17 protein-coding genes are annotated in these 18,787 nt (G+C 69.3%); 12 read left to right on the forward strand and 5 right to left on the reverse strand.

Annotated features, from left to right (window positions below; genetic code table 11):
* Positions 1–14: 14 nt before the first annotated feature.
* Genes BST13_RS03745 through ribD form a run of 4 tightly spaced genes read left to right on the forward strand, consistent with a single transcriptional unit; the run spans position 15 to position 3,903 of the window.
* A complete protein-coding gene (locus BST13_RS03745; RefSeq protein WP_095533392.1) occupies positions 15–551 on the forward strand; it encodes a LemA family protein in 537 nt (178 codons plus the stop codon).
* A gap of 27 nt (positions 552–578) precedes the next feature.
* On the forward strand, positions 579–1,508 hold the full coding sequence (gene fmt / locus BST13_RS03750) for a methionyl-tRNA formyltransferase (protein ID WP_083160802.1): 930 nt from the start codon (positions 579–581) through the stop codon (positions 1,506–1,508).
* Positions 1,505–2,896, forward strand: a complete 1,392-nt coding sequence (locus BST13_RS03755; RefSeq protein ID WP_083160804.1) for an RsmB/NOP family class I SAM-dependent RNA methyltransferase — start codon at positions 1,505–1,507, stop codon at positions 2,894–2,896. Before fmt ends, BST13_RS03755 begins: the two co-directional genes overlap by 4 nt.
* Positions 2,893–3,903, forward strand: coding sequence for a bifunctional diaminohydroxyphosphoribosylaminopyrimidine deaminase/5-amino-6-(5-phosphoribosylamino)uracil reductase RibD (gene ribD, locus BST13_RS03760; protein ID WP_083160806.1), 1,011 nt, complete (start codon positions 2,893–2,895; stop codon positions 3,901–3,903). Before BST13_RS03755 ends, ribD begins: the two co-directional genes overlap by 4 nt.
* Positions 3,904–3,911: 8 nt before the next feature.
* Here the strand turns inward: ribD and BST13_RS03765 are convergent, their stop codons facing one another.
* The 4 genes from BST13_RS03765 to BST13_RS03780 all read right to left on the reverse strand — a co-directional run bounded on the left by BST13_RS03765 (position 3,912) and on the right by BST13_RS03780 (position 8,640).
* The gene (locus tag BST13_RS03765) at positions 3,912–4,904 is read right to left on the reverse strand and encodes an ABC transporter ATP-binding protein (protein ID WP_083160808.1); all 993 of its coding nucleotides are present in this window, start codon (positions 4,902–4,904) and stop codon (positions 3,912–3,914) included.
* 2 nt (positions 4,905–4,906) lie between these two features.
* Positions 4,907–5,956, reverse strand: a complete 1,050-nt coding sequence (locus BST13_RS03770; protein WP_083160810.1) for an ABC transporter permease — start codon at positions 5,954–5,956, stop codon at positions 4,907–4,909.
* Between the two features lie 345 nt (positions 5,957–6,301).
* Positions 6,302–7,924, reverse strand: coding sequence for an MFS transporter (locus BST13_RS03775; protein WP_170064255.1), 1,623 nt, complete (start codon positions 7,922–7,924; stop codon positions 6,302–6,304).
* Positions 7,924–8,640 carry an LppX_LprAFG lipoprotein gene (locus tag BST13_RS03780; protein WP_083160812.1) on the reverse strand — a complete coding sequence of 239 codons (717 nt, stop codon included), beginning with the start codon at positions 8,638–8,640 and terminating at the stop codon, positions 7,924–7,926. The genes BST13_RS03775 and BST13_RS03780 overlap by 1 nt, the downstream gene beginning before the upstream one ends.
* A gap of 73 nt (positions 8,641–8,713) precedes the next feature.
* Between BST13_RS03780 and BST13_RS03785 the strand changes: the two genes are divergently transcribed.
* From BST13_RS03785 to BST13_RS03800, 4 genes are all read left to right on the forward strand, one after another.
* Entirely contained in the window at positions 8,714–9,313 is a 600-nt protein-coding gene (locus tag BST13_RS03785) for a riboflavin synthase (protein WP_083160814.1), read from the forward strand.
* Between the two features lie 125 nt (positions 9,314–9,438).
* Positions 9,439–10,812 carry a bifunctional 3,4-dihydroxy-2-butanone-4-phosphate synthase/GTP cyclohydrolase II gene (locus tag BST13_RS03790; RefSeq protein ID WP_083161347.1) on the forward strand — a complete coding sequence of 458 codons (1,374 nt, stop codon included), beginning with the start codon at positions 9,439–9,441 and terminating at the stop codon, positions 10,810–10,812.
* Complete coding sequence (gene ribH / locus BST13_RS03795; RefSeq protein ID WP_064944176.1) at positions 10,809–11,291, forward strand: 6,7-dimethyl-8-ribityllumazine synthase; 483 nt, start codon at positions 10,809–10,811, stop codon at positions 11,289–11,291. The genes BST13_RS03790 and ribH overlap by 4 nt, the downstream gene beginning before the upstream one ends.
* Positions 11,288–11,752: a PH domain-containing protein gene (locus BST13_RS03800; RefSeq protein ID WP_083160816.1), complete on the forward strand. Its 465-nt coding sequence runs from the start codon at positions 11,288–11,290 to the stop codon at positions 11,750–11,752. The genes ribH and BST13_RS03800 overlap by 4 nt, the downstream gene beginning before the upstream one ends.
* 35 nt (positions 11,753–11,787) lie before the next feature.
* On the opposite strand, the gene BST13_RS03805 is transcribed toward BST13_RS03800, so the two are convergent.
* Positions 11,788–13,755: a gamma-glutamyltransferase family protein gene (locus tag BST13_RS03805; protein ID WP_083160818.1), complete on the reverse strand. Its 1,968-nt coding sequence runs from the start codon at positions 13,753–13,755 to the stop codon at positions 11,788–11,790.
* 57 nt (positions 13,756–13,812) lie between these two features.
* Here BST13_RS03805 and uvrC point away from each other — a divergent pair, with 57 nt between their 5' ends.
* From uvrC to whiA, 4 genes are read left to right on the forward strand one after another with little or no spacing between them, the layout of a single operon-like run.
* On the forward strand, positions 13,813–15,834 hold the full coding sequence (gene uvrC / locus BST13_RS03810) for an excinuclease ABC subunit UvrC (protein ID WP_083160820.1): 2,022 nt from the start codon (positions 13,813–13,815) through the stop codon (positions 15,832–15,834).
* Positions 15,831–16,748, forward strand: coding sequence for an RNase adapter RapZ (gene rapZ, locus BST13_RS03815; protein WP_083160823.1), 918 nt, complete (start codon positions 15,831–15,833; stop codon positions 16,746–16,748). The genes uvrC and rapZ overlap by 4 nt, the downstream gene beginning before the upstream one ends.
* Complete coding sequence (locus tag BST13_RS03820) at positions 16,745–17,812, forward strand: gluconeogenesis factor YvcK family protein (RefSeq protein WP_083160825.1); 1,068 nt, start codon at positions 16,745–16,747, stop codon at positions 17,810–17,812. The genes rapZ and BST13_RS03820 overlap by 4 nt, the downstream gene beginning before the upstream one ends.
* Positions 17,809–18,786, forward strand: a complete 978-nt coding sequence (gene whiA / locus BST13_RS03825) for a DNA-binding protein WhiA (RefSeq protein ID WP_082944719.1) — start codon at positions 17,809–17,811, stop codon at positions 18,784–18,786. Before BST13_RS03820 ends, whiA begins: the two co-directional genes overlap by 4 nt.
* Position 18,787 lies beyond the last annotated feature (1 nt).

Raw genomic sequence — 18,787 nt, forward strand, 5'->3', positions numbered from 1 at the left:
GGAGGAGGTGGGTCATGGTGACGGTGCTGCTGGTCGTGGTGCTGGTGCTCGCCGTGCTCGTGCTGTTCGGCTTTGTGGCCGGCTACAACAGGATTCGCGCAGCGGACATCACCGTGTCCGAAGCGCTCAGCGGCATCGACGTGGAACTGACTCGACGCGCGGCGCTCATCCCGGCATTGGTGCACACCGTGCAGAACTTCGCCGCTCATGAACAGGCGATCCTGGACCGGGTGAGCTCTGCACGGGCCGCCCTGGCGTCGGCCACCGGCGGCACGTCGGTCGCCCAGCGCAGCGCCGCCGAGCAGAATCTGGACAACGCCCTGGCGGGCGTGCTGGCGCTGGGCTCGTCCTACCCGCAACTCAACTCATCGAACAACTTCCTGGACCTGCAGAAGAACCTGGCCGACACCGAGAACAAGCTGGCCTTTGCCCGCCAGTACTACAACGACGCGGTGGCCACCCTGAACCGCTTGGTCGGCACCATCCCCGGGATTTACGTGGCGCCGATCGCCGGGGTTTCCGAACGCGAGTACTACCGGACACCGAAGTAGCCTTCGGCCCGCCACTACACTGGCGCAGTGCGACTCGTCTTTGCCGGAACCCCCGAACCCGCGTTGCCGTCGCTTCGCCGATTCATCGACTCCCCGCGCCATGAGGTCGTCGCCGTGCTCACCCGCCCGGATGCCGCCGCGGGCCGCCGGGGCAAGCCCGCGCCGTCGCCGGTGGCGAAGCTGGCCCTGGAGCACGACATCCCGCTGCTGCGGCCGGCGCGGCCCAACGATGACGAATTCGTCGCCGAGCTGACCGAACTGGCCCCGGACTGCTGCGCCGTGGTGGCCTATGGCGCGCTGCTGAGCCGGCGGCTGCTGGCGGTCCCGGCGCGAGGCTGGGTCAATCTGCACTTCTCGCTGCTTCCGGCGTGGCGTGGTGCGGCGCCGGTGCAGGCTGCGATCGCAGCCGGGGACACCGTCACCGGTGCGACCACGTTCCTCATCGAACCCGCATTGGATTCCGGCCCCGTCTACGGCGTGGTCACCGAAGCTGTCGGCGCATCCGATACCGCGGGCGATCTTCTTGGCCGCCTTGCTGTTTCGGGTGCAGCACTGCTGGAGGCCACGATCGACGGGATCGCCGACGGCTCGCTGACCGCGGTGCCGCAACCGGCCGAGGGCGTCACCGTCGCGCCGAAGATCACCGTGGAGTCGGCCAAGGTGCGCTGGGATCTACCTGCCCATGTCGTGGACCGCCATATCCGCGCGGTCACCCCCAACCCGGGTGCCTGGACGATGATCGGTGATCAGCGGGTCAAGGTCGGTCCGGTGACAGCGGTCGAGGATGCAGATCCGTTGGCTCCGGGCGTGATCGAGGTGCACCGCAATGATGTGGTGGTGGGCACGGGTTCTCAGCCTGTGCGGTTGGGCCAGATCCAGCCGCCGGGCAAGAAACTCATGAACGCCGCCGACTGGGCGCGAGGTGCCCGGCTCGACGCAGCGGTGCGGGCCTCATGACCCGGCCCGACAGGCGGCCACCGCAACGCAAGCGTCAGCCGCGACGCACCCCGCTGGACCCGGCGCGGCGCGCGGCGTTCGACGTGCTGCGCGCGGTGTCGGAACGCGATGCCTACGCCAACCTGGCGCTGCCCGCATTGCTGACCGAACGCAAGATCGAAGGCCGGGACGCCGCTTTCGCCACCGAACTGACCTACGGTGCCTGCCGCGCCCGCGGACTGCTCGACGCGGTGATCGAAAAGGCAGCCGGGCGGCCCACCGAGAACATCGATCCGGTGTTGCTCGATCTGCTGCGGCTGGGCGCCTACCAGCTACTGCGCACCCGGGTCGAGCCGCACGCCGCGGTGTCCACCACCGTCGACCAGGCCGGCATCGAATTCGACACGGCCAGAGCAGGTTTCGTCAACGGGGTGATGCGCACCATCGCCTCGCGCGACGAGCAGTCCTGGACCGACGAGCTGGCCCCGGCGGCGGACAGCGATCCGGTTGGGCACTCGGCGTTCGTCCATGCCCATCCGCGCTGGATCGCCCAGGCGTTCACCGACGCGCTCGGTGCACGGGCCAGTGAACTCGACGCCCTGCTGACCAGCGACGACGAGCGCCCATTGGTGCATCTGGCGGCCCGGCCCGGCGTGTTGACGGCCGAGGAACTCGCCCAGCAGGCCGGTGGCATCGTCGGCAAGTACTCGCCGTACGCGGTGTATCTGCCCGGCGGCGATCCGGGACGGCTTGCCGCCGTGCGCGACGGCGCCGCACAGGTTCAAGACGAGGGCAGCCAGCTGGTGGCCCGGGCCCTGACGCTGGCAGAACTCGACGGCCCGGACAAAGGTAGGTGGCTGGATCTGTGTGCCGGGCCGGGCGGCAAGACCGCGTTACTGGCCGCGCTGGGGGCGGCCACGGGCGCCGCCGTCACCGCCGTCGAGCCCGGCGAGCGGCGCGCTGACCTGGTCGAGGAGAACACCCGCGGGCTCGGCGTCGACGTGCACCGGGTCGACGGTCGCGATTCGGGTCTGACCCCCGGCTTCGACCGGGTGCTGGTCGATGCGCCCTGCACCGGCCTCGGTGCGCTGCGGCGCCGCCCGGAGGCGCGCTGGCGTCGCGTCCCGGGCGACGTACCCGGCCTGGCGAAACTGCAGAAGGAACTGCTGGCCGCGGCCATCAAGCTGACCCGCCCCGGCGGGGTGGTGCTCTACGCGACCTGTTCGCCGCACCTGGCCGAGACGGTCGGGGTGGTGGCCGACGCGTTGCGCAGGCAGCCCGTGACCGCGCTGGACACCCGCGAGCTGTTCGCCCCGGCCGACGACCTCGGCGCAGGGCCGTACGTGCAGCTGTGGCCACACCGGCACGGCACCGACGCGATGTTCGCCGCGGCCCTGAGGGTGCGATGACCACACCGGCGACCGACGCCATGATGCGCCTGGCGATCGAGCAGGCGAACGGGGTCAAGGGCACCACCTATCCCAACCCGCCCGTCGGCGCGGTCATCGTCGACCGCAACGGACAGGTCGCCGGGGTGGGTGCCACCCAGCCGCCCGGCGGGCCGCACGCCGAGGTGATGGCGCTGCGCCGGGCCGGGCAGCGGGCACTCGGCGGCACCGCGGTGGTCACCCTGGAGCCGTGCAACCACCACGGCCGCACCCCGCCGTGCGTGGATGCCCTTGTGGCAGCCGGTGTTTCGACGGTGGTGTACGCGGTTTCCGATCCCAACGAGGTGGCCGCCGGCGGTGCCGCACGACTCGCCGATGCGGGTATCGAAGTGGTGCCCGATGTGCTGGCCGACGAGGTCTCGCGTGGTCCGCTGCGCGAATGGCTGCACAAGCAGCGCACCGGCCTGCCGCACGTCACCTGGAAGTTCGCCACCAGCGTCGACGGTCGCAGCGCCGCAGCCGACGGGTCGAGCCAGTGGATCACCAGCCCGGCGGCGCGCGCGGACGTGCACCGCAGGCGTGCGGTGATCGATGCCATCGTGGTCGGCACCGGCACGGTGTTCGCCGACGATCCGGCGCTCACGGCGCGCCTGGCCGACGGCAGCCTCGCCGAGCACCAGCCCCTGCGCGTCGTGGTCGGGTATCGCGAGGTGTCGTCGGAAGCCAAAGTGCTCAACGATGATTCGCGCACGATGGTGATTCGTACCCATGATCCGCACGAGGTGATCAAGTTCCTCGCCGACCGCACCGATGTGCTGCTGGAGGGTGGGCCGACTCTGGCGGGCGCGTTCCTGCGGGCCGGTGCGGTCGATCGCATCATCGCCTACGTGGCACCGATCTTGTTGGGCGGCCCGATCACTGCGGTCGACGATGTCGGTGTGCTCAGCATCGCCCATGCCCAGCGCTGGCGCTTCGACGGGGTCGAGCCGATCGGTCCGGACGTGCTGCTCAGTCTCGTGCCCGGCTGAGCGTCGGGCTATTCGTCGTCCAGCGAGCGGTGTTCGATGAGGTTGCGCACACCGGTGGGGCCGAGCCGTTCCCGGAATGCCTGCACGGTGTAGCCCACGACGGTGGCGTCGGTGCGGGCCCGCGCGGTGGCCGACCGGGGCAGCCCGAACAGCGGGCCCATCTCGCCGAAATAGTCGCCGGGCGTGGAGATCCTGACCATTTCCTCTCCGCCGGTTGCCAATTCGCGTGTGATGGAAATCTCGCCCGCGGTCACCACGTAGATCAGGTCACCCATCGTGCCCTGGGCGAACAACACCTCGCCGGCCCGCAACCGCACCGTCTCGGGACCTTCGTGGGCCTCGGTCATGTGCGGCACCAATTCGACCACCTGGTCGGCCAGCGGCAGGATGCGGGTGTCGTGCGTGGCGACGACCACGACGCGCTCGTCTGCGGCGAGCTCACGGATCAGCCGCAGCACCTCCTCGACCTGGATGAAGTCGAGGTGGGCGGTGGGCTCGTCGGCCAGGATGAGCGGCGGGTCGAGTGCGATGGCCCGTGCCACCGCGACGCGCTGCTGCTGCCCGCCGCTCAAATCGCCTGGGCGATGGCGCATCCGGTGTTCGAGGCCGACGCGGGTGAGCAGTTCTTCGGCGCGCCGGCGGGCGTCCTGCCGGAACATCCCGGCCGCATGCATGGGCACCATCACGTTCTCCAGCGCGGTCAGGCTGGGCACGAGGTTGAACGCCTGGAAGACGATGCCGACGGTGTCGCGTCGATAGGCCGAGAGTTCCCGGCTGGCCAGCGCCGTCACATCGATATCGCCGAATTCGATGCGCCCGGCCGCCGGTTTGAGGATGCCGCCGAGGCACGACAGCAGCGTCGTCTTGCCACATCCGCTGGGGCCCAACAGGATTGCCAACGACCCGGCCTCGACCTCGAGGTCAAGGCCGTCGATGGGCCGCACGGCGTAGTCGCCGCTGGAGTATTCGACAACGAGATCCTTGATGCGCAGATCGGACACGGTCAGGGCCCTCCGAACGCGAGTGCGGGGTCGACCCCGACGGCACGGCGCAGCCCGGCGATGCTGGCCAGCAGGCCGATCACCACGGCGATCACCGGCAGCGCGGTGAACGCCACCGTCGGGACGTCGCAGCGCATCGGGAACAGCGGGCCCAGCACGATCGACAGGGCACTGCCGAGCAGGGCCGCCAGCACCGCGACCAGAACGGCTTGCATCGCGAGGCCGGCCAGGATGGACCGGGTGGCCACGCCGACCGCCTTGAAGACCGCGAAATCCCGGGTGCGTTCGAGTGCGGACAGGTAGACCACCGAGCCGACGATCATCGCGGCGACCGCCCACAACAGTCCCGCCATCAGGGTCATCGCCTGGTTGGCGCCCCGCAACGGACGTACCATGTCGTCCACCGCGCCGCCGCGGTCGACCACCCGGTAGCCGTCGAGCGCGGCGGTGGGCTTGCCGCTCAAGCCGATCGACGAGATCAACGGTTGTCCGGAGAACAGCAGCTGCTGCGCGCCGGTGACGGTGAGGTAGACGTTGGCCTGGCCGGCCAGGGCGGTGGAATCGTCGACGAGGCCCACGATGTGTAGCCGCCGGGCGCCGATGTCGACGTCGGCTCCGACATCACGCCCCATGGTCGTCGAGGCGGCGACCTCATCGGGTGCCGCGGGGGAGCGGCCGCTGACCACCGTGGGGGTGCCCGGGCCGTGCTCCGGCACGCCGAACACGTTCACGTTGCGTGGCGAAGAGCCGTCGGGGATCGTCGAGCTGCCGTACACCAACGGCACCGCGGCCGTGACGCCCGGAAGGCGTTGGGCCCGTTGGACTTCGGTCATCGGGATGGGCGCCGAGCCCAGAAACGGGCCTGCCGCGCCCGCCTTGATCATGAACGCGTCCAGGCCCAGCGCGTCGACTGTGCGTTGGGCCTCGACGCGGAAGCCATTGGCCAGGCCGGTAAGGACCAGGGTCATGGCGAAAACCAGCCCGGTGCCGACGACCGCGATGGCGAAGCGTCGGCGTCGCCACTGCAGGTCACGCAGCGCCGCCATCAGCATGTCGACGCCTCGGTCATGGCTGGAGATTACCGAGCGGCGCCGTGGCCAGGGGCCGATTTCACCGGTTGCGGGGCCGTTCGGGGACGGCCGCTAGTCGGGGTATCTCGGTACACTCGTACCAAAGCGCTTTCGCCGACGAACGTGCGCCCGGTGAACTTGAGCAAAGGAACACGAGCGTGACCGCTCTGCAGGACTGGCTCAGTACGTCCCCGTTGAATCCGCGAATCGCCCCGCGAACCGTCAAGGCCCTGGTATGTGCCCAGCTACGTGGTGTACTCCCGGCCCGGCGCGCGCCGGTTCGTCATGAACCACCGCGCATCCGGCCCGGCATCGAGCGTTGCTGAGCTACTGACTGCGGTGTCGGCCCGGGTGATCGGCCGACCCGTTGCTCACCGGAGCCGGTGCGCTGATCAGCTCGGTCGCGGCATCGTCGGCGTCCTCGGATCCCCCGACCGGGAGTTCCTCGGCGTGCTCATGGCGCCCGGCGATGAGCAGACCGACCAGCGCACCGATGACGCACACGATTGCCGCGCTGAGGAAGATGTCGCCGTACATCATCACGTACGCCTCGCGATACCGGGCCGCCTGTGCGGTCAGGCGCTCGACCAGCGACATGTTGGCGTTGGTGTGCGCCGCGGCGAGCGTCGCCAGGTGCTGATTGAACCGGTAGAAGCCCCAGGCTCCCAGCGCCGCGATGCCGATCAGCATGCCGATCATGCGCGATACCACCACTGCCGCCGATGCGATGCCGTGCTCGGCCGAGGGCACGGCCCGCAGCGCCGACGACGTCAGCGGTCCGATCACGACGCCCAGGCCGAGGCCCACGATCGCCAGGTCGGTGTCGAGCACGGGAAGCGTGAACAGGCCCAGGTTGTGCCGGTCGGCCAGGACGTTGACCGACCAGTGCGAGACCAGGACGAAACCGCCCGCCGCGATGAGCAGGCCCGCGAACACCATGAGCCGGTCGCCGAGCTTGGTGGCCAGCCAGCCGCCGATGAGCGCGCCGATGGGCAGTGCGATCAGGAACCTCAGCAGCAGGAACGCCGAGTGGTTCTGGTCCTGGCCCAGCACGCCCTGCCCGAACAGTTCGACGTTGACCAGGGTCACCATCAGCGCAGCGCCTGCGCACAGGGACGCGGCCAGGGCTGCCAGGAACGGCCGGAAGTGGACGCCTGCGGGGTCGATGAGCCGCGTCCGGGCCACCTTCTCCCACGCGAAGAACGCGACGGTCGCCACGGCAGCGGCGATGAGCACCGGGATACCCCACGACGGCAGCACATGCTTGCCGTCGGGTTGCGGGTTGTAGAGCCCCACCACAGTGAGCCCGAGCGCGATCGCGAGCAGCACGCCGCCCACGACGTCGACCTTCTCGGGCGGTTGATCCTTGTCCTTCGGTGGCAGGCTGAAGTGGATCATCACCATCGCGATGACGGCCAACGGCACGTTGACCCAGAAGACCGCCTGCCAGTGGTGGAACAGCCACACCAGCGCGATGCCGTACATCGGGCCAAGGACGGCGCCCAACTCCTGTGCCGCACCCACGCCGCCGAGCACACCCGCGCGGTTACGCGCGGACCACAGGTCAGCCGCCAACGCCAGGGTCACGGGAAGCAGGGCGCCACTGGCCGAGCCCTGGATGAGCCGGCCGATGACCAGCACGGTCACGTCGGTGGACAGCGCGGTCACGATCGAACCGACGGCAAAACCGGCCAGGCCCACCTGGATCAGCATCTTGCGGCCGAACCGGTCCGACGCGCGGCCCAGCAACGGCATCGCGGCGATGTAGCCCAGCAGGTAGCCCGTGATGATCGGGGTGACCCGCTGGATCTGATTGACCGCGATCCCGACGTCTTTCATGATGTCGACGATGATCGTGATCACGACATAGGTGTCGAGGGCGCCGAGCAGCACCGCGAGGCTGCCCGCGCTGATCGCGATTCCGCGGCTCGATGTCCGGGGCATCGGCATCAGCCCGCAGGCTTGGCGACGGTGACCTGCTTGCCCCAGTCGGACAACGTCATCGTGACGCTGTTGCCCTCGCTGGGGGTCAGCTTGGCCTGCATGAGCGCGTGGTCGCCGTCGGACTTGATCCACGCCACTGCCGGGACGGGCGCGGTGGCCTTGATCGACGGGGCGATCGCGTTGACCGCGTCGGCCGAGACCTGACCGGTGACGCGGACGGTGTCGACGCCGCCGATGGTCTCGCGGCCCTCGGCCTTGGGATCGGTGAAGTTGGCCAGGATGTTGGCCAGGCCCTTGTCGGGGCTGAGGATGGCCGCGATGTCGTAGATGTTGGCCGCGGGGCCCCAGTTCGACAGCGGGTCACCGGGGGTCAGTGCCGCCCACAGGTCGTTGTCCACGACCGCGAACTTGGCGTCGCTGATCTTCTGACCGGCGACGGTGACGTCGGCCGTGCCCTGGGCGGCCACCGCCGGGGAATTGGTGAGGTCACCGTCGAGCTTCTGGATCGGCAGCCCGCTGACGGTGCCCTGCGTGGTCAGCTGCAGGTGAACGCTCTGCTGGCTCTTCGTCGTCGCGGTGGACTCCTGAATCAGGGTGGCCCCGTCCGGCAACGGCTCGTTGGACTTGTCGGCGGATTTGTCAGAACACCCGGCGATCAATGCGACCGCGGCGAACAGGATTGCGAGCAAGGATTGGACAGCGAAGCGTGGGCGCGTCTGCATGACTGCATCGTAGAGGCTCGTGGTGACGGGCTGCTTTCTCCGACCGCGGGCAGGCTCCAATACGCTGGGGGCCGTGTTCACCGGAATCGTTGAAGAGCTGGGCGTATTGGTCGACAAGCAGGAGCTGACCGATGCCGCGCGATTGACCATCCGCGGGCCTGTCGTCACTGCTGACGCGGGCCACGGCGATTCGATCGCGGTGAACGGCGTGTGTCTGACCGTCGTGGACGTATTGCCCGACGGTGCCTTCACCGCCGATGTCATGGGCGAGACCCTCAACCGGTCCAGCCTCGGGGGTGTCGGGGTGGGCAGCCAGGTGAACCTGGAGCGCGCCGCGGCCGTCAACAGCCGGCTCGGCGGCCACATCGTGCAGGGCCACGTCGACGGCACCGGTGAGGTGGTCTCCCGCACCCCCTCCGAACACTGGGAAGTGGTGCGGATCGCGCTGCCGCGTGAGCTGTCGCGGTATGTGGTCGAGAAGGGCTCCATCACCGTCGACGGGATTTCGCTCACAGTGTCCGCGGTGGGCGACGAGTGGTTCGAGGTGTCGTTGATCCCGACCACGCGCGAGCTCACCACGCTCGGTACGGCCGCGGTCGGCACCCGGGTGAACCTCGAGGTCGACATCATCGCCAAATATGTCGAGCGGCTGATGAGCGGCGCCGGTCAGTAAGAGCTGGCAATAACCGGTGGGTTCCGGTGGTTCATACTGGACACGATGACGATGGGTTCCGTGCCGGAACAGGCGACGACGGGTTCCCTGCCGGAGCCGGCACTGGAACAGGCAAGGTGGCGAAGATGACCAGGCTCGACTCCGTCGAGAGGGCGATTGCCGATATCGCTGCGGGCAAGGCCGTGGTGGTGATCGACGACGAGGATCGGGAGAACGAGGGCGATCTGATCTTCGCCGCCGAGAAGGCCACCCCGGAGCTGGTGGCGTTCATGGTGCGCTACACCTCGGGGTACCTGTGTGTGCCGCTCGACGGCGAGGTGTGCGACCGGCTCGGCCTGCTGCCGATGTACGCCGTCAACCAGGACAAGCACGGCACCGCCTACACCGTCACCGTTGACGCGAAAAAGGGTGTGGGAACCGGTATTTCAGCGTCGGACCGAGCCACCACCATGCGGGCGTTGGCTGATCCCGCGGCCGTCGCCGAAGACTTCGCCAAGCCCGGCCACGTAGTGCCGTTGCGGGCCAAGGACGGTGGCGTGCTGCGCCGTCCGGGGCACACCGAGGCCGCCGTCGACCTGGCGCGGCTCGCCGGGCTGCAGCCCGCAGGCGCGATCTGCGAGATCGTCAGCCAGAAGGACGAGGGCGACATGGCCCGCACCGATGAGCTGCGGGTGTTCGCCGACGAGCACGATCTGGCGCTGATCTCCATCGCGGACCTCATCGAGTGGCGTCGCAAGCACGAGAAGCACGTTGAACGCATTGCCGAGGCCCGGATCCCGACCCGGCACGGCGTGTTCCGTGCGGTCGGCTACAAGAGCATCTACGACGACGTCGAGCACGTCGCGCTGGTTCGCGGCGAGATCGCCGGGCCGCACAGTGACGGCGACGACGTGCTTGTGCGGGTGCACTCGGAATGCCTGACCGGCGACGTATTCGGCTCGCGGCGATGCGACTGCGGTCCGCAGCTGGACGCCGCCATGGCGATGGTGGCCCGCGAAGGCCGGGGCGTGGTGCTCTACATGCGCGGCCACGAGGGCCGTGGCATCGGTCTGATGCACAAGCTGCAGGCCTATCAGCTGCAGGACGCCGGTGAGGACACCGTCGATGCCAACCTGAAACTCGGCCTGCCCGCCGACGCACGGGACTACGGCATCGGCGCGCAGATCCTGGTGGATCTCGGCATCCGGTCGATGCGGCTGCTGACCAACAACCCGGCCAAGCGCGTCGGGCTGGACGGCTACGGATTGCACATCATCGAGCGGGTGCCGCTGCCGGTGCGCGCCAATGCCGAGAACATCCGGTACCTGATGACCAAGCGCGACCGGATGGGCCACGACCTGGTGGGGCTCGACGATTACGACGAAGCGGTGAGCATGGACGACTACGACGAGGCCGTATATCTGCTCGGGGACCGCCGTCCACCGAGCGCGAACGATTCGGGCGACATCCCCGGATCCGATGCGGCCTCGGTGAGCAGCGTCGGCGGAGACGACAAATGAGCGGGGGCGCAGGCGTTCCTGACATGCCGAAGGTCGACGCGTCGACCGTCAAGCTCGCCATCGTGGCGAGCACGTGGCACACCACGATCTGCGATGCGCTGCTCGACGGCGCCCGCAAGGTAGCGGCCGAGGCCGGCGTCGCGGACCCGACCGTGGTGCGGGTGCTGGGTGCGATCGAAATCCCGGTGGTCGCACAGGCATTGGCCGCCACACATGACGCCGTCATCGCGTTGGGTGTGGTGATCCGTGGTCAGACACCGCATTTCGACTATGTCTGTGACGCGGTCACCCAGGGATTGACCCGGGTGTCGCTGGATGCGTCGACGCCGGTGGCCAACGGTGTGCTGACCACCAACGACGAGCAACAGGCGCTGGACCGGGCCGGGTTGCCCGGGTCGGTCGAGGACAAGGGTGCGCAGGCCGCTGCCGCGGCGCTCTCCACCGCGCTGACGCTGCGGGAACTGCGCGCGCTGGCATGACCAAGCCGATGACCGAAGCCGGCTGGGATGTTGAGATAAAGCCTTATCGCACACCGATGTTCGCGTACGCCGCGGCATTCGTGCTGGTGGCTGCCCACATCACCGTCGGAGCGCTGTTGAAGGTGGGATCCACCGGCGTGGTGTTCCAGACCGCCGACCAGGTAGCCATGGCATTGCTCGGCGTCATCCTGGCCGGCGCGGTGTTGATGTTCGCGCGGCCGCGGCTGCGGGTCGGTCCGCAGGGTCTGGCCGTGCGTAATCTCGTGTCCTACAAGCTGATTCCGTGGCCCGACGTCGTCGGGGTGTCCTTCCCGGTCGGTGCCAGATGGGCCAGGGTCGACCTGCCTGACGACGAATACATCCCGCTGATGGCCATCCAGGCGATCGACAAGGGCCGGGCCGTCGACGCGATGGACCAGCTGCGCACGTTGACCGACAAGTACCGTCCGAGCGCCGGCTGATTCCGACCGACCTCGCCCGCGGGTGAATGCACGACTCAGCGGGCGTCGCCCATCACCAGGCCTTCGCGGCGCGGGTCCGCGCCGCCCACCCAGCCCGGTTGTGCGCGCATGATGGCCGACAGCCCGCTGGACTGATCGGCGACGTTGACGCGATGGCCCAGCTTGCGCAGCCCGGCCACCAGCGGATCGTGATCGCCCTGAGCTCCGGGTGGACCGGAGGCATTGACGGAAGGATGCTCGCCGCCGACGTTGGTCTCCGGTGTGTTGGCGGCACCGAAGTCGACCATGGACACCGCCTGCTGCGGATCCAAGCCCCAATCCAGCATGCCGACAATCGTTTTCACGACGAACTGGATGATCACCGAGCCACCCGGGGACCCCAGCACCGCGTACAGCGGCCCGCGTCCGGGACCGGTCTTGTCGAACACCAGCGTCGGTGCCATGGAACTGCGCGGACGCTTGCCCGGCTGCACCCGGTTGGCCACCGGCACCCCCTCGGGGCTCACGGGGTCGGCCGCGAAGTCGGTGAGCTGGTTGTTGAGCAGGAATCCGTCGACCATGTGGAACGAGCCGAACGACGATTCGATCGTCGTGGTCAATGATGCGGCATTGCCATAGCTGTCGATGATGCTGACCTGACTGGTGCCGTGTTCGCGGGCCGGCGCCGCGGTGGCAGGCGGACCGAACTCGCCGGGCTGAGCGGTGCCCATGGTGTGCTGCTGGGAGATCAGCGCCGCGCGCCCGGTCAGGTACGCGCTGCCCAGCAGGGTGGCGGGGGTTCCGCCGGGGAGGGGCACGAAGTCGGTGTCGGCGACGTAGCGGTCACGGTCGGCGTAGGCCAGGCGCTCGGCCTCGGAGACCAGGTGCACGCCCAGCACGGTGGGGCGGCCGCCGTTGAGGTCGATGTCGGTGGGCCGGTCGGCGCTCATCGCGAAGTGCTCGAGGATGCCAAGCGTGGCGGCCACGGCCATACCGCCGGACGACGGTGGCGGCATGCCGCAGATCTCGCGGCCGCGGTACCCGGTGCACAGCGGCGGGCGTTCCTTGGCGGTGTAGCCGGCGAGGTCCTGTTCGGTCATCAGGCTCGGAGTGCGCCCACCGGCGGTGTTGGTCGCCGCCGCGACGATGGCCCTGGCGATGTCGCCGGTGTAGAAGGCCTGGGCGCCGCCGGACCCGATGGCGCCCAAGGTCTTGGCGTACGCGGGATTGGTCAGCCGGGTGGCCACCGGTTTGGGGCTCCCGTCGGGTTGCAGCAGGTATGCCGCGGCGGCCGGATCACCGCGTAGTTGAGGTGCGGCGTCGGCGATGGCCTCGGCCATCCGTGGGCTGATGTCGAAGCCGTCGTCGGCCAGTCGAACCGCGGGATCGAACAGCTCCCGCCACGACTTCTTCCCGAAAGTGCGGTGGACGTCGTCGAGCATCCGCACGATGCCGGGGACACCGATGGAGCGTCCCGAGGCCCGGGCATCGGGACGCGGTTCGACGCGGTCGGTGTCCGACACCCACCGCAGATAGTTCTCGGTGGCCGCGGCCGGTGCGGTCTCGCGGCCGTCGAACGTCCGCACCGCCCCGGAGGCGGCGTCGTAGTAGACCAGGAATCCGCCGCCGCCGATACCGGAGGACTGCGGCTCCACGAGGCCCAGCACGGCCTGCGCGGTCACCAGGGCGTCGGCTGCGGTGCCGCCGTTGCGCAGCACCTTGCAGGCGGCTTCGGTGGCAAGGGGATTGGCGGTGGCCACCGCGTACGTGGCGGTGTGGACGGCGGTCATGTCACGGCGGTAGCCCGTTGCCACTTCGGGATTGGTCGCCAGGTTGGCGGTCGTGCCCGGCGCGGGCGGTGGTGCGGGTGCGGTCGGCGTCTTGGGTGTCGGCGTGCCGTTGGAGGCGATGGTGCACGGTGCGGGCGTGGCCGTGCTTCGGCGCTGACCGTCGCCGGCGCATCCGCCGAGAACCAACACGACGCCAGTGAGCAGGGCGATGACCAATCGCGTGGACGCCAGCATCCGCACCCTCTCGACGGTAGCGGAGATCAGTCGGATCGCGGCAGTAACCTTGAATCCGTGCCCGATCCAGCGACATACCGGCCTGCGCCCGGATCGATCCCAGTTGAACCGGGCGTCTACCGGTTTCGCGATCCCCACGGCCGGGTCATCTATGTCGGCAAGGCCAAGAGCCTGCGCAGCAGGCTGACGTCGTACTTCGCCGACCTCGCCGGCCTCGCGCCGCGCACCAGGCAGATGGTGATGACGGCAGGCAGCGTCGAGTGGACGGTGGTCAACACCGAAGTCGAGGCGCTGCAGCTCGAGTACAACTGGATCAAGGAGTTCGATCCGCGCTTCAACATCCGCTACCGCGACGACAAGTCGTATCCGGTGCTGGCGGTCACGCTCAACGAGGAATACCCGCGGTTGATGGTGTACCGCGGCCCACGCAAGAAGGGCGTGCGCTACTTCGGTCCGTACTCGCACGCCTGGGCCATCCGCGAAACCCTGGACCTGCTCACCCGGGTGTTCCCGGCCCGCACCTGCTCGGCCGGAGTCTTCAAGCGGCACAACCAGATCGGCCGTCCCTGCCTGCTCGGGTACATCGACAAGTGCTCGGCCCCGTGTATCGGCAGGGTCACCGCCGAGCAGCACCGGCAGATCGTGCTGGACTTCTGCGACTTCCTGTCCGGCCGCACCGACCGGCTGGCCCGCGACCTGGAACAGCAGATGCTCGCCGCCGCCGACGAACTCGATTTCGAGCGGGCAGCACGCTTGCGCGACAACATCTCTGCGCTCAAGCGGGCACTGGAGAAGCAGGCGGTGGTGTTCGGCGACGGCACCGACGCCGACCTGGTGGCCTTCGCCGACGACGACCTTGAGGCCGCCGTCCAGGTGTTCCATGTCCGCGGTGGCCGGGTGCGCGGCCAGCGCGGCTGGATCGTGGAGAAGTCGGGCGACCCGGAGCAGTCCGGTCAGGAGCAGCTGGTCGAGCAGTTCCTCACCCAGTTCTACGGTGATCAGGCCGAGCTGGGCGGGGCTGCCGACGAGGCGACCAATCCCGTGCCGCGCCAGGTGCTGGTGCCTGTGCTGCCGCCCAACGCCGACGAGCTGGCCGTCTGGCTGTCGGGGTTACGCGGCTCACGGGTGGCACTGCGGGTGCCCGTGCGCGGTGACAAGCGCGCGCTGGCCGAGACCGTGCAACGCAACGCGCAGGAGGCGCTGGCCCAGCACAAACTCAAGCGAGCCGGGGATTTCAACGCCAGATCCGAAGCTCTGCAGAGCATCCAGGAATCACTCGGGCTGGCCGACGCGCCGCTACGCATCGAGTGCATCGACATCAGCCACGTCCAGGGCACCGACGTGGTGGCGTCGCTGGTGGTGTTCGAGGACGGGCTGCCACGCAAGAGCGACTACCGGCACTACGCCATCCGCGAGGCCGCGGGGGAGGGACGTTCCGACGACGTGGCCTCCATCGCCGAGGTCACCCGTCGGCGGTTCCAGCGTCACCTCGCCGACACCAAACCCGACGCGACGGCCGAGCAGCGGCCGCGCCGGTTCGCCTATCCGCCCAACCTGTTCGTCGTCGACGGCGGCGCGCCTCAGGTCAATGCCGCGGCCGCGGTCCTGGAGGAGCTCGGCGTCCACGATGTGGCGGTGATCGGTTTGGCCAAGCGTCTCGAAGAGGTGTGGGTGCCGTCGGAGCCCGACCCGGTGATCCTGCCGCGCACCAGCGAAGGGCTGTACCTGCTGCAGCGGGTGCGTGACGAGGCGCACCGCTTCGCCATCAGCTACCACCGCAGCAAGCGGTCCAAACGGATGACGGCGTCGGCTCTCGATGCAGTACGCGGGTTAGGGGAGAATCGGCGCAAGGCACTGGTGACCCATTTCGGGTCCGTGGCCCGGCTCAAAGAAGCGACCGTGGAGGAGATCACCGCGGTCCCGGGCATCGGTGTGGCCACGGCGCGGGCCGTACGCGAGGCGCTCAGCGCACCGGATTCCGGCGCACCTGCAACCGTTATCCAGGATGATCGATCGAGGGGCAATGCGATGACAGGGGCGGACGTGGACACCAGTGAGCGGCAGGCGGATCGGGCGTGACAGAACAGCCACATCGGGACCCTCTCGACAGCACCGGGGCGGACGCCGATTCCGGCATCGACGTGGTCCTGGTCACCGGCTTGTCCGGCGCGGGACGCGGCACCGCGGCCAAGGTGCTCGAGGACCTCGGCTGGTATGTCGCCGACAATCTGCCGCCCGAGCTGATCGCCCGGATGGTCGAGTTCGGTCTGGCCGCGGGGTCGAGGATCACCCAGCTTGCGGTGGTGATGGATGCCCGCTCCCGCGGCTTCACAGGGGACCTGGATTCGGTGCGCAACGAACTTGCCACGCGGAACATCACGCCGCGGGTGCTGTTCCTGGAGGCGTCCGACGCCATCCTGGTCCGCCGCTACGAGCAGAACCGGCGCAGCCACCCGCTGCAGGGCAATCAGACCCTGGCCGAGGGCATCGCCGCGGAGCGCGCGATGCTTGCCCCGGTCCGCGCGGTGGCCGACCTCGTGATCGACACCTCGGCTCTGCCGGTACCCGCGCTGCGGGCCAGCATCGAGCGCGCCTTCGGCAGCGAGGCGGTGTCGGACACCAACGTGACAGTAGAGTCGTTCGGCTACAAGTACGGGCTGCCGATGGACGCCGACACGGTGATGGATGTGCGGTTCCTGCCCAATCCACACTGGGTGGACGAGTTGCGCCCGCACACCGGCCAGCACGCGGCGGTGCGGGACTACGTCCTCGGTCAGCCCGGAGCCCACGAGTTCCTGGAGACCTACCATCGGCTGTTGGACGTCGTGATCGAGGGATACCGCAGGGAGGGGAAGCGCTATATGACCGTGGCCATCGGGTGCACCGGCGGCAAACATCGCAGTGTCGCGATTGCCGAAGCCCTGGCGCAGCGGTTGGCGGGCGGCGACAAACTCACGGTGCGGGTGTTGCACCGGGATCTGGGTCGCGAATGAGCGCCCCCCGCATCGTCGCCCTGGGCGGTGGACACGGCCTGTACGCGACGTTGTCGGCGGCACGGCGGCTCACGCCACACGTGACCGCGGTGGTCACGGTGGCCGACGACGGCGGCTCGTCGGGCCGGCTGCGCTCGGAGCTGGACGTCGTCCCTCCCGGCGACCTTCGAATGGCGTTGGCGGCGTTGGCATCCGACAGTCCGCACGGCCGCCTGTGGGCAACCATCATCCAGCACCGGTTCGGTGGCAGCGGCGCCCTCGCCGGCCATCCCATCGGGAACCTGATACTGGCCGGGCTCAACGAGGTCCTGGCCGATCCGGTGGCCGCACTCGACGAGCTCGGGCGCATCCTCGGGGTCAAGGGCAGGGTGCTGCCGATGTGCCCCATCGCGCTGCAGATCGAGGCCGACGTGGCCGGGTTGGAATCCGACCCCCGGATGAGCCGGGTGATCCGCGGGCAGGTGGCCATCGCGACGACCGTCGGTCAGGTGCGACGCGTGCGGTTGCTGCCGGGCGACCCACCGGCCACGCGGCAGGCCATCGACGCGATCATGGCCGCCGATCTTGTGGTGCTCGGCCCGGGCTCGTGGTTCACCAGCGTCATACCGCACGTCCTGGTGCCCCAGCTGGCGGCCGCTCTGCAGGCGACGACGGCCCGACGCGCGTTGGTGCTGAATCTGGTGGCCGAGCCCGGCGAGACGGCAGGCTTCTCGGTGGAACGGCACATCCATGTGCTGGCCCAGCATGCGCCGGAGTTCACGGTGCATGACATCATCGTGGACGCCGGTAGCGTGCCGAGCCAGCGCGAACGTGAGCAGCTCAGCCGCACGGCCAAGATCCTCAACGCCCGCGTTGAGTTTGCTGACGTGTGCCGACCTGGTACACCTTTACATGACCCGGCGAGGTTGGCCGCGGCCCTGGAAGGAGTCGGCCTGCGCGCCCAGACACCCGACGGCGGCATCGTGCAGGAACCCACGGTTCCTACGCCGACCGCCAGGTCGGTTGATGTCGTGCGGCAGGAACCGGCACCAAACAGATCGAGAGGGGACGATCCGTGGCGATGACAGCCGAGGTCAAGGACGAGCTGAGCCGGCTGGTGGTCAATTCGGTGAGTGCTCGTCGCGCCGAGGTCGCGTCGCTGTTGAGGTTCGCCGGTGGGTTGCACATCGTCGCGGGGCGCGTCGTCGTGGAAGCCGAGGTGGATCTCGGCATCATCGCGCGCCGGCTCCGCAAGGACATCCACGACCTCTACGGCTACAACGCAGTGGTGCACGTGCTGTCGGCGAGCGGCATCCGCAAGAACACCCGCTACGTGGTGCGGGTCGCCACCGATGGCGAGGCGCTGGCTCGGCAGACCGGACTGCTCGATCTGCGGGGCAGGCCCGTGCGCGGGCTGCCTGCCCAGGTGGTGGGCGGCAGCGTCGGCGACGCCGAAGCCGCCTGGCGAGGTGCGTTTCTGGCGCACGGTTCGCTGACCGAGCCCGGCCGGTCGTCGGCGCTCGAGGTCAGCTGCCCCGGGCCCGAGGCGGCCCTGGCCCTGGTGGGCGCGGCGCGGCGACTCGGGGTCAACGCAAAGGCGCGCGAGGTGCGCGGCAGTGACCGCGTGGTGGTCCGCGACGGCGAGGCCATCGGCGCCCTGCTGACCCGGATGGGCGCCCAGGACACTCGGCTGACCTGGGAGGAACGCCGCATGCGCCGGGAGGTCCGGGCCACGGCCAACCGGCTGGCCAACTTCGACGACGCGAACCTGCGCCGGTCGGCACGCGCCGCGGTGGCCGCCGCCGCACGCGTCGAACGTGCGCTGTACATCCTCGGCGACGGTGTGCCCGACCACCTGGCAGCCGCGGGCAAGCTGCGGGTCGAGCACCGCCAGGCCTCCCTGGAGGAGCTGGGTCGGCTGGCCGACCCGCCGATGACCAAAGATGCTGTGGCGGGCCGGATTCGGCGTTTGCTGTCGATGGCCGACCGCAAGGCCAAGCAGGACGGGATTCCCGACACCGAGTCGGCGGTCACCCCGGATCTGCTCGACGACGCCTGAG

Source organism: Mycobacterium aquaticum (assembly GCF_002086485.1).
GTDB classification, from domain to species: Bacteria; Actinomycetota; Actinomycetes; order Mycobacteriales; family Mycobacteriaceae; genus Mycobacterium; species Mycobacterium aquaticum.

Coding starts and splice junctions, on each gene's coding strand:
- BST13_RS03790 (WP_083161347.1), top strand. CDS start 9,439: ATGACCAGGCTCGACTCCGTCGAGAGGGCGATTGCCGATATCGCTGCG.
- BST13_RS03770 (WP_083160810.1), bottom strand. CDS start 5,956: ATGCTGATGGCGGCGCTGCGTGACCTGCAGTGGCGACGCCGACGCTTC.
- ribH (WP_064944176.1), top strand. CDS start 10,809: ATGAGCGGGGGCGCAGGCGTTCCTGACATGCCGAAGGTCGACGCGTCG.
- whiA (WP_082944719.1), top strand. CDS start 17,809: ATGACAGCCGAGGTCAAGGACGAGCTGAGCCGGCTGGTGGTCAATTCG.
- BST13_RS03820 (WP_083160825.1), top strand. CDS start 16,745: ATGAGCGCCCCCCGCATCGTCGCCCTGGGCGGTGGACACGGCCTGTAC.
- BST13_RS03755 (WP_083160804.1), top strand. CDS start 1,505: ATGACCCGGCCCGACAGGCGGCCACCGCAACGCAAGCGTCAGCCGCGA.
- BST13_RS03775 (WP_170064255.1), bottom strand. CDS start 7,924: ATGCCGATGCCCCGGACATCGAGCCGCGGAATCGCGATCAGCGCGGGC.
- BST13_RS03745 (WP_095533392.1), top strand. CDS start 15: ATGGTGACGGTGCTGCTGGTCGTGGTGCTGGTGCTCGCCGTGCTCGTG.
- BST13_RS03780 (WP_083160812.1), bottom strand. CDS start 8,640: ATGCAGACGCGCCCACGCTTCGCTGTCCAATCCTTGCTCGCAATCCTG.
- BST13_RS03800 (WP_083160816.1), top strand. CDS start 11,288: ATGACCAAGCCGATGACCGAAGCCGGCTGGGATGTTGAGATAAAGCCT.
- BST13_RS03805 (WP_083160818.1), bottom strand. CDS start 13,755: ATGCTGGCGTCCACGCGATTGGTCATCGCCCTGCTCACTGGCGTCGTG.
- ribD (WP_083160806.1), top strand. CDS start 2,893: ATGACCACACCGGCGACCGACGCCATGATGCGCCTGGCGATCGAGCAG.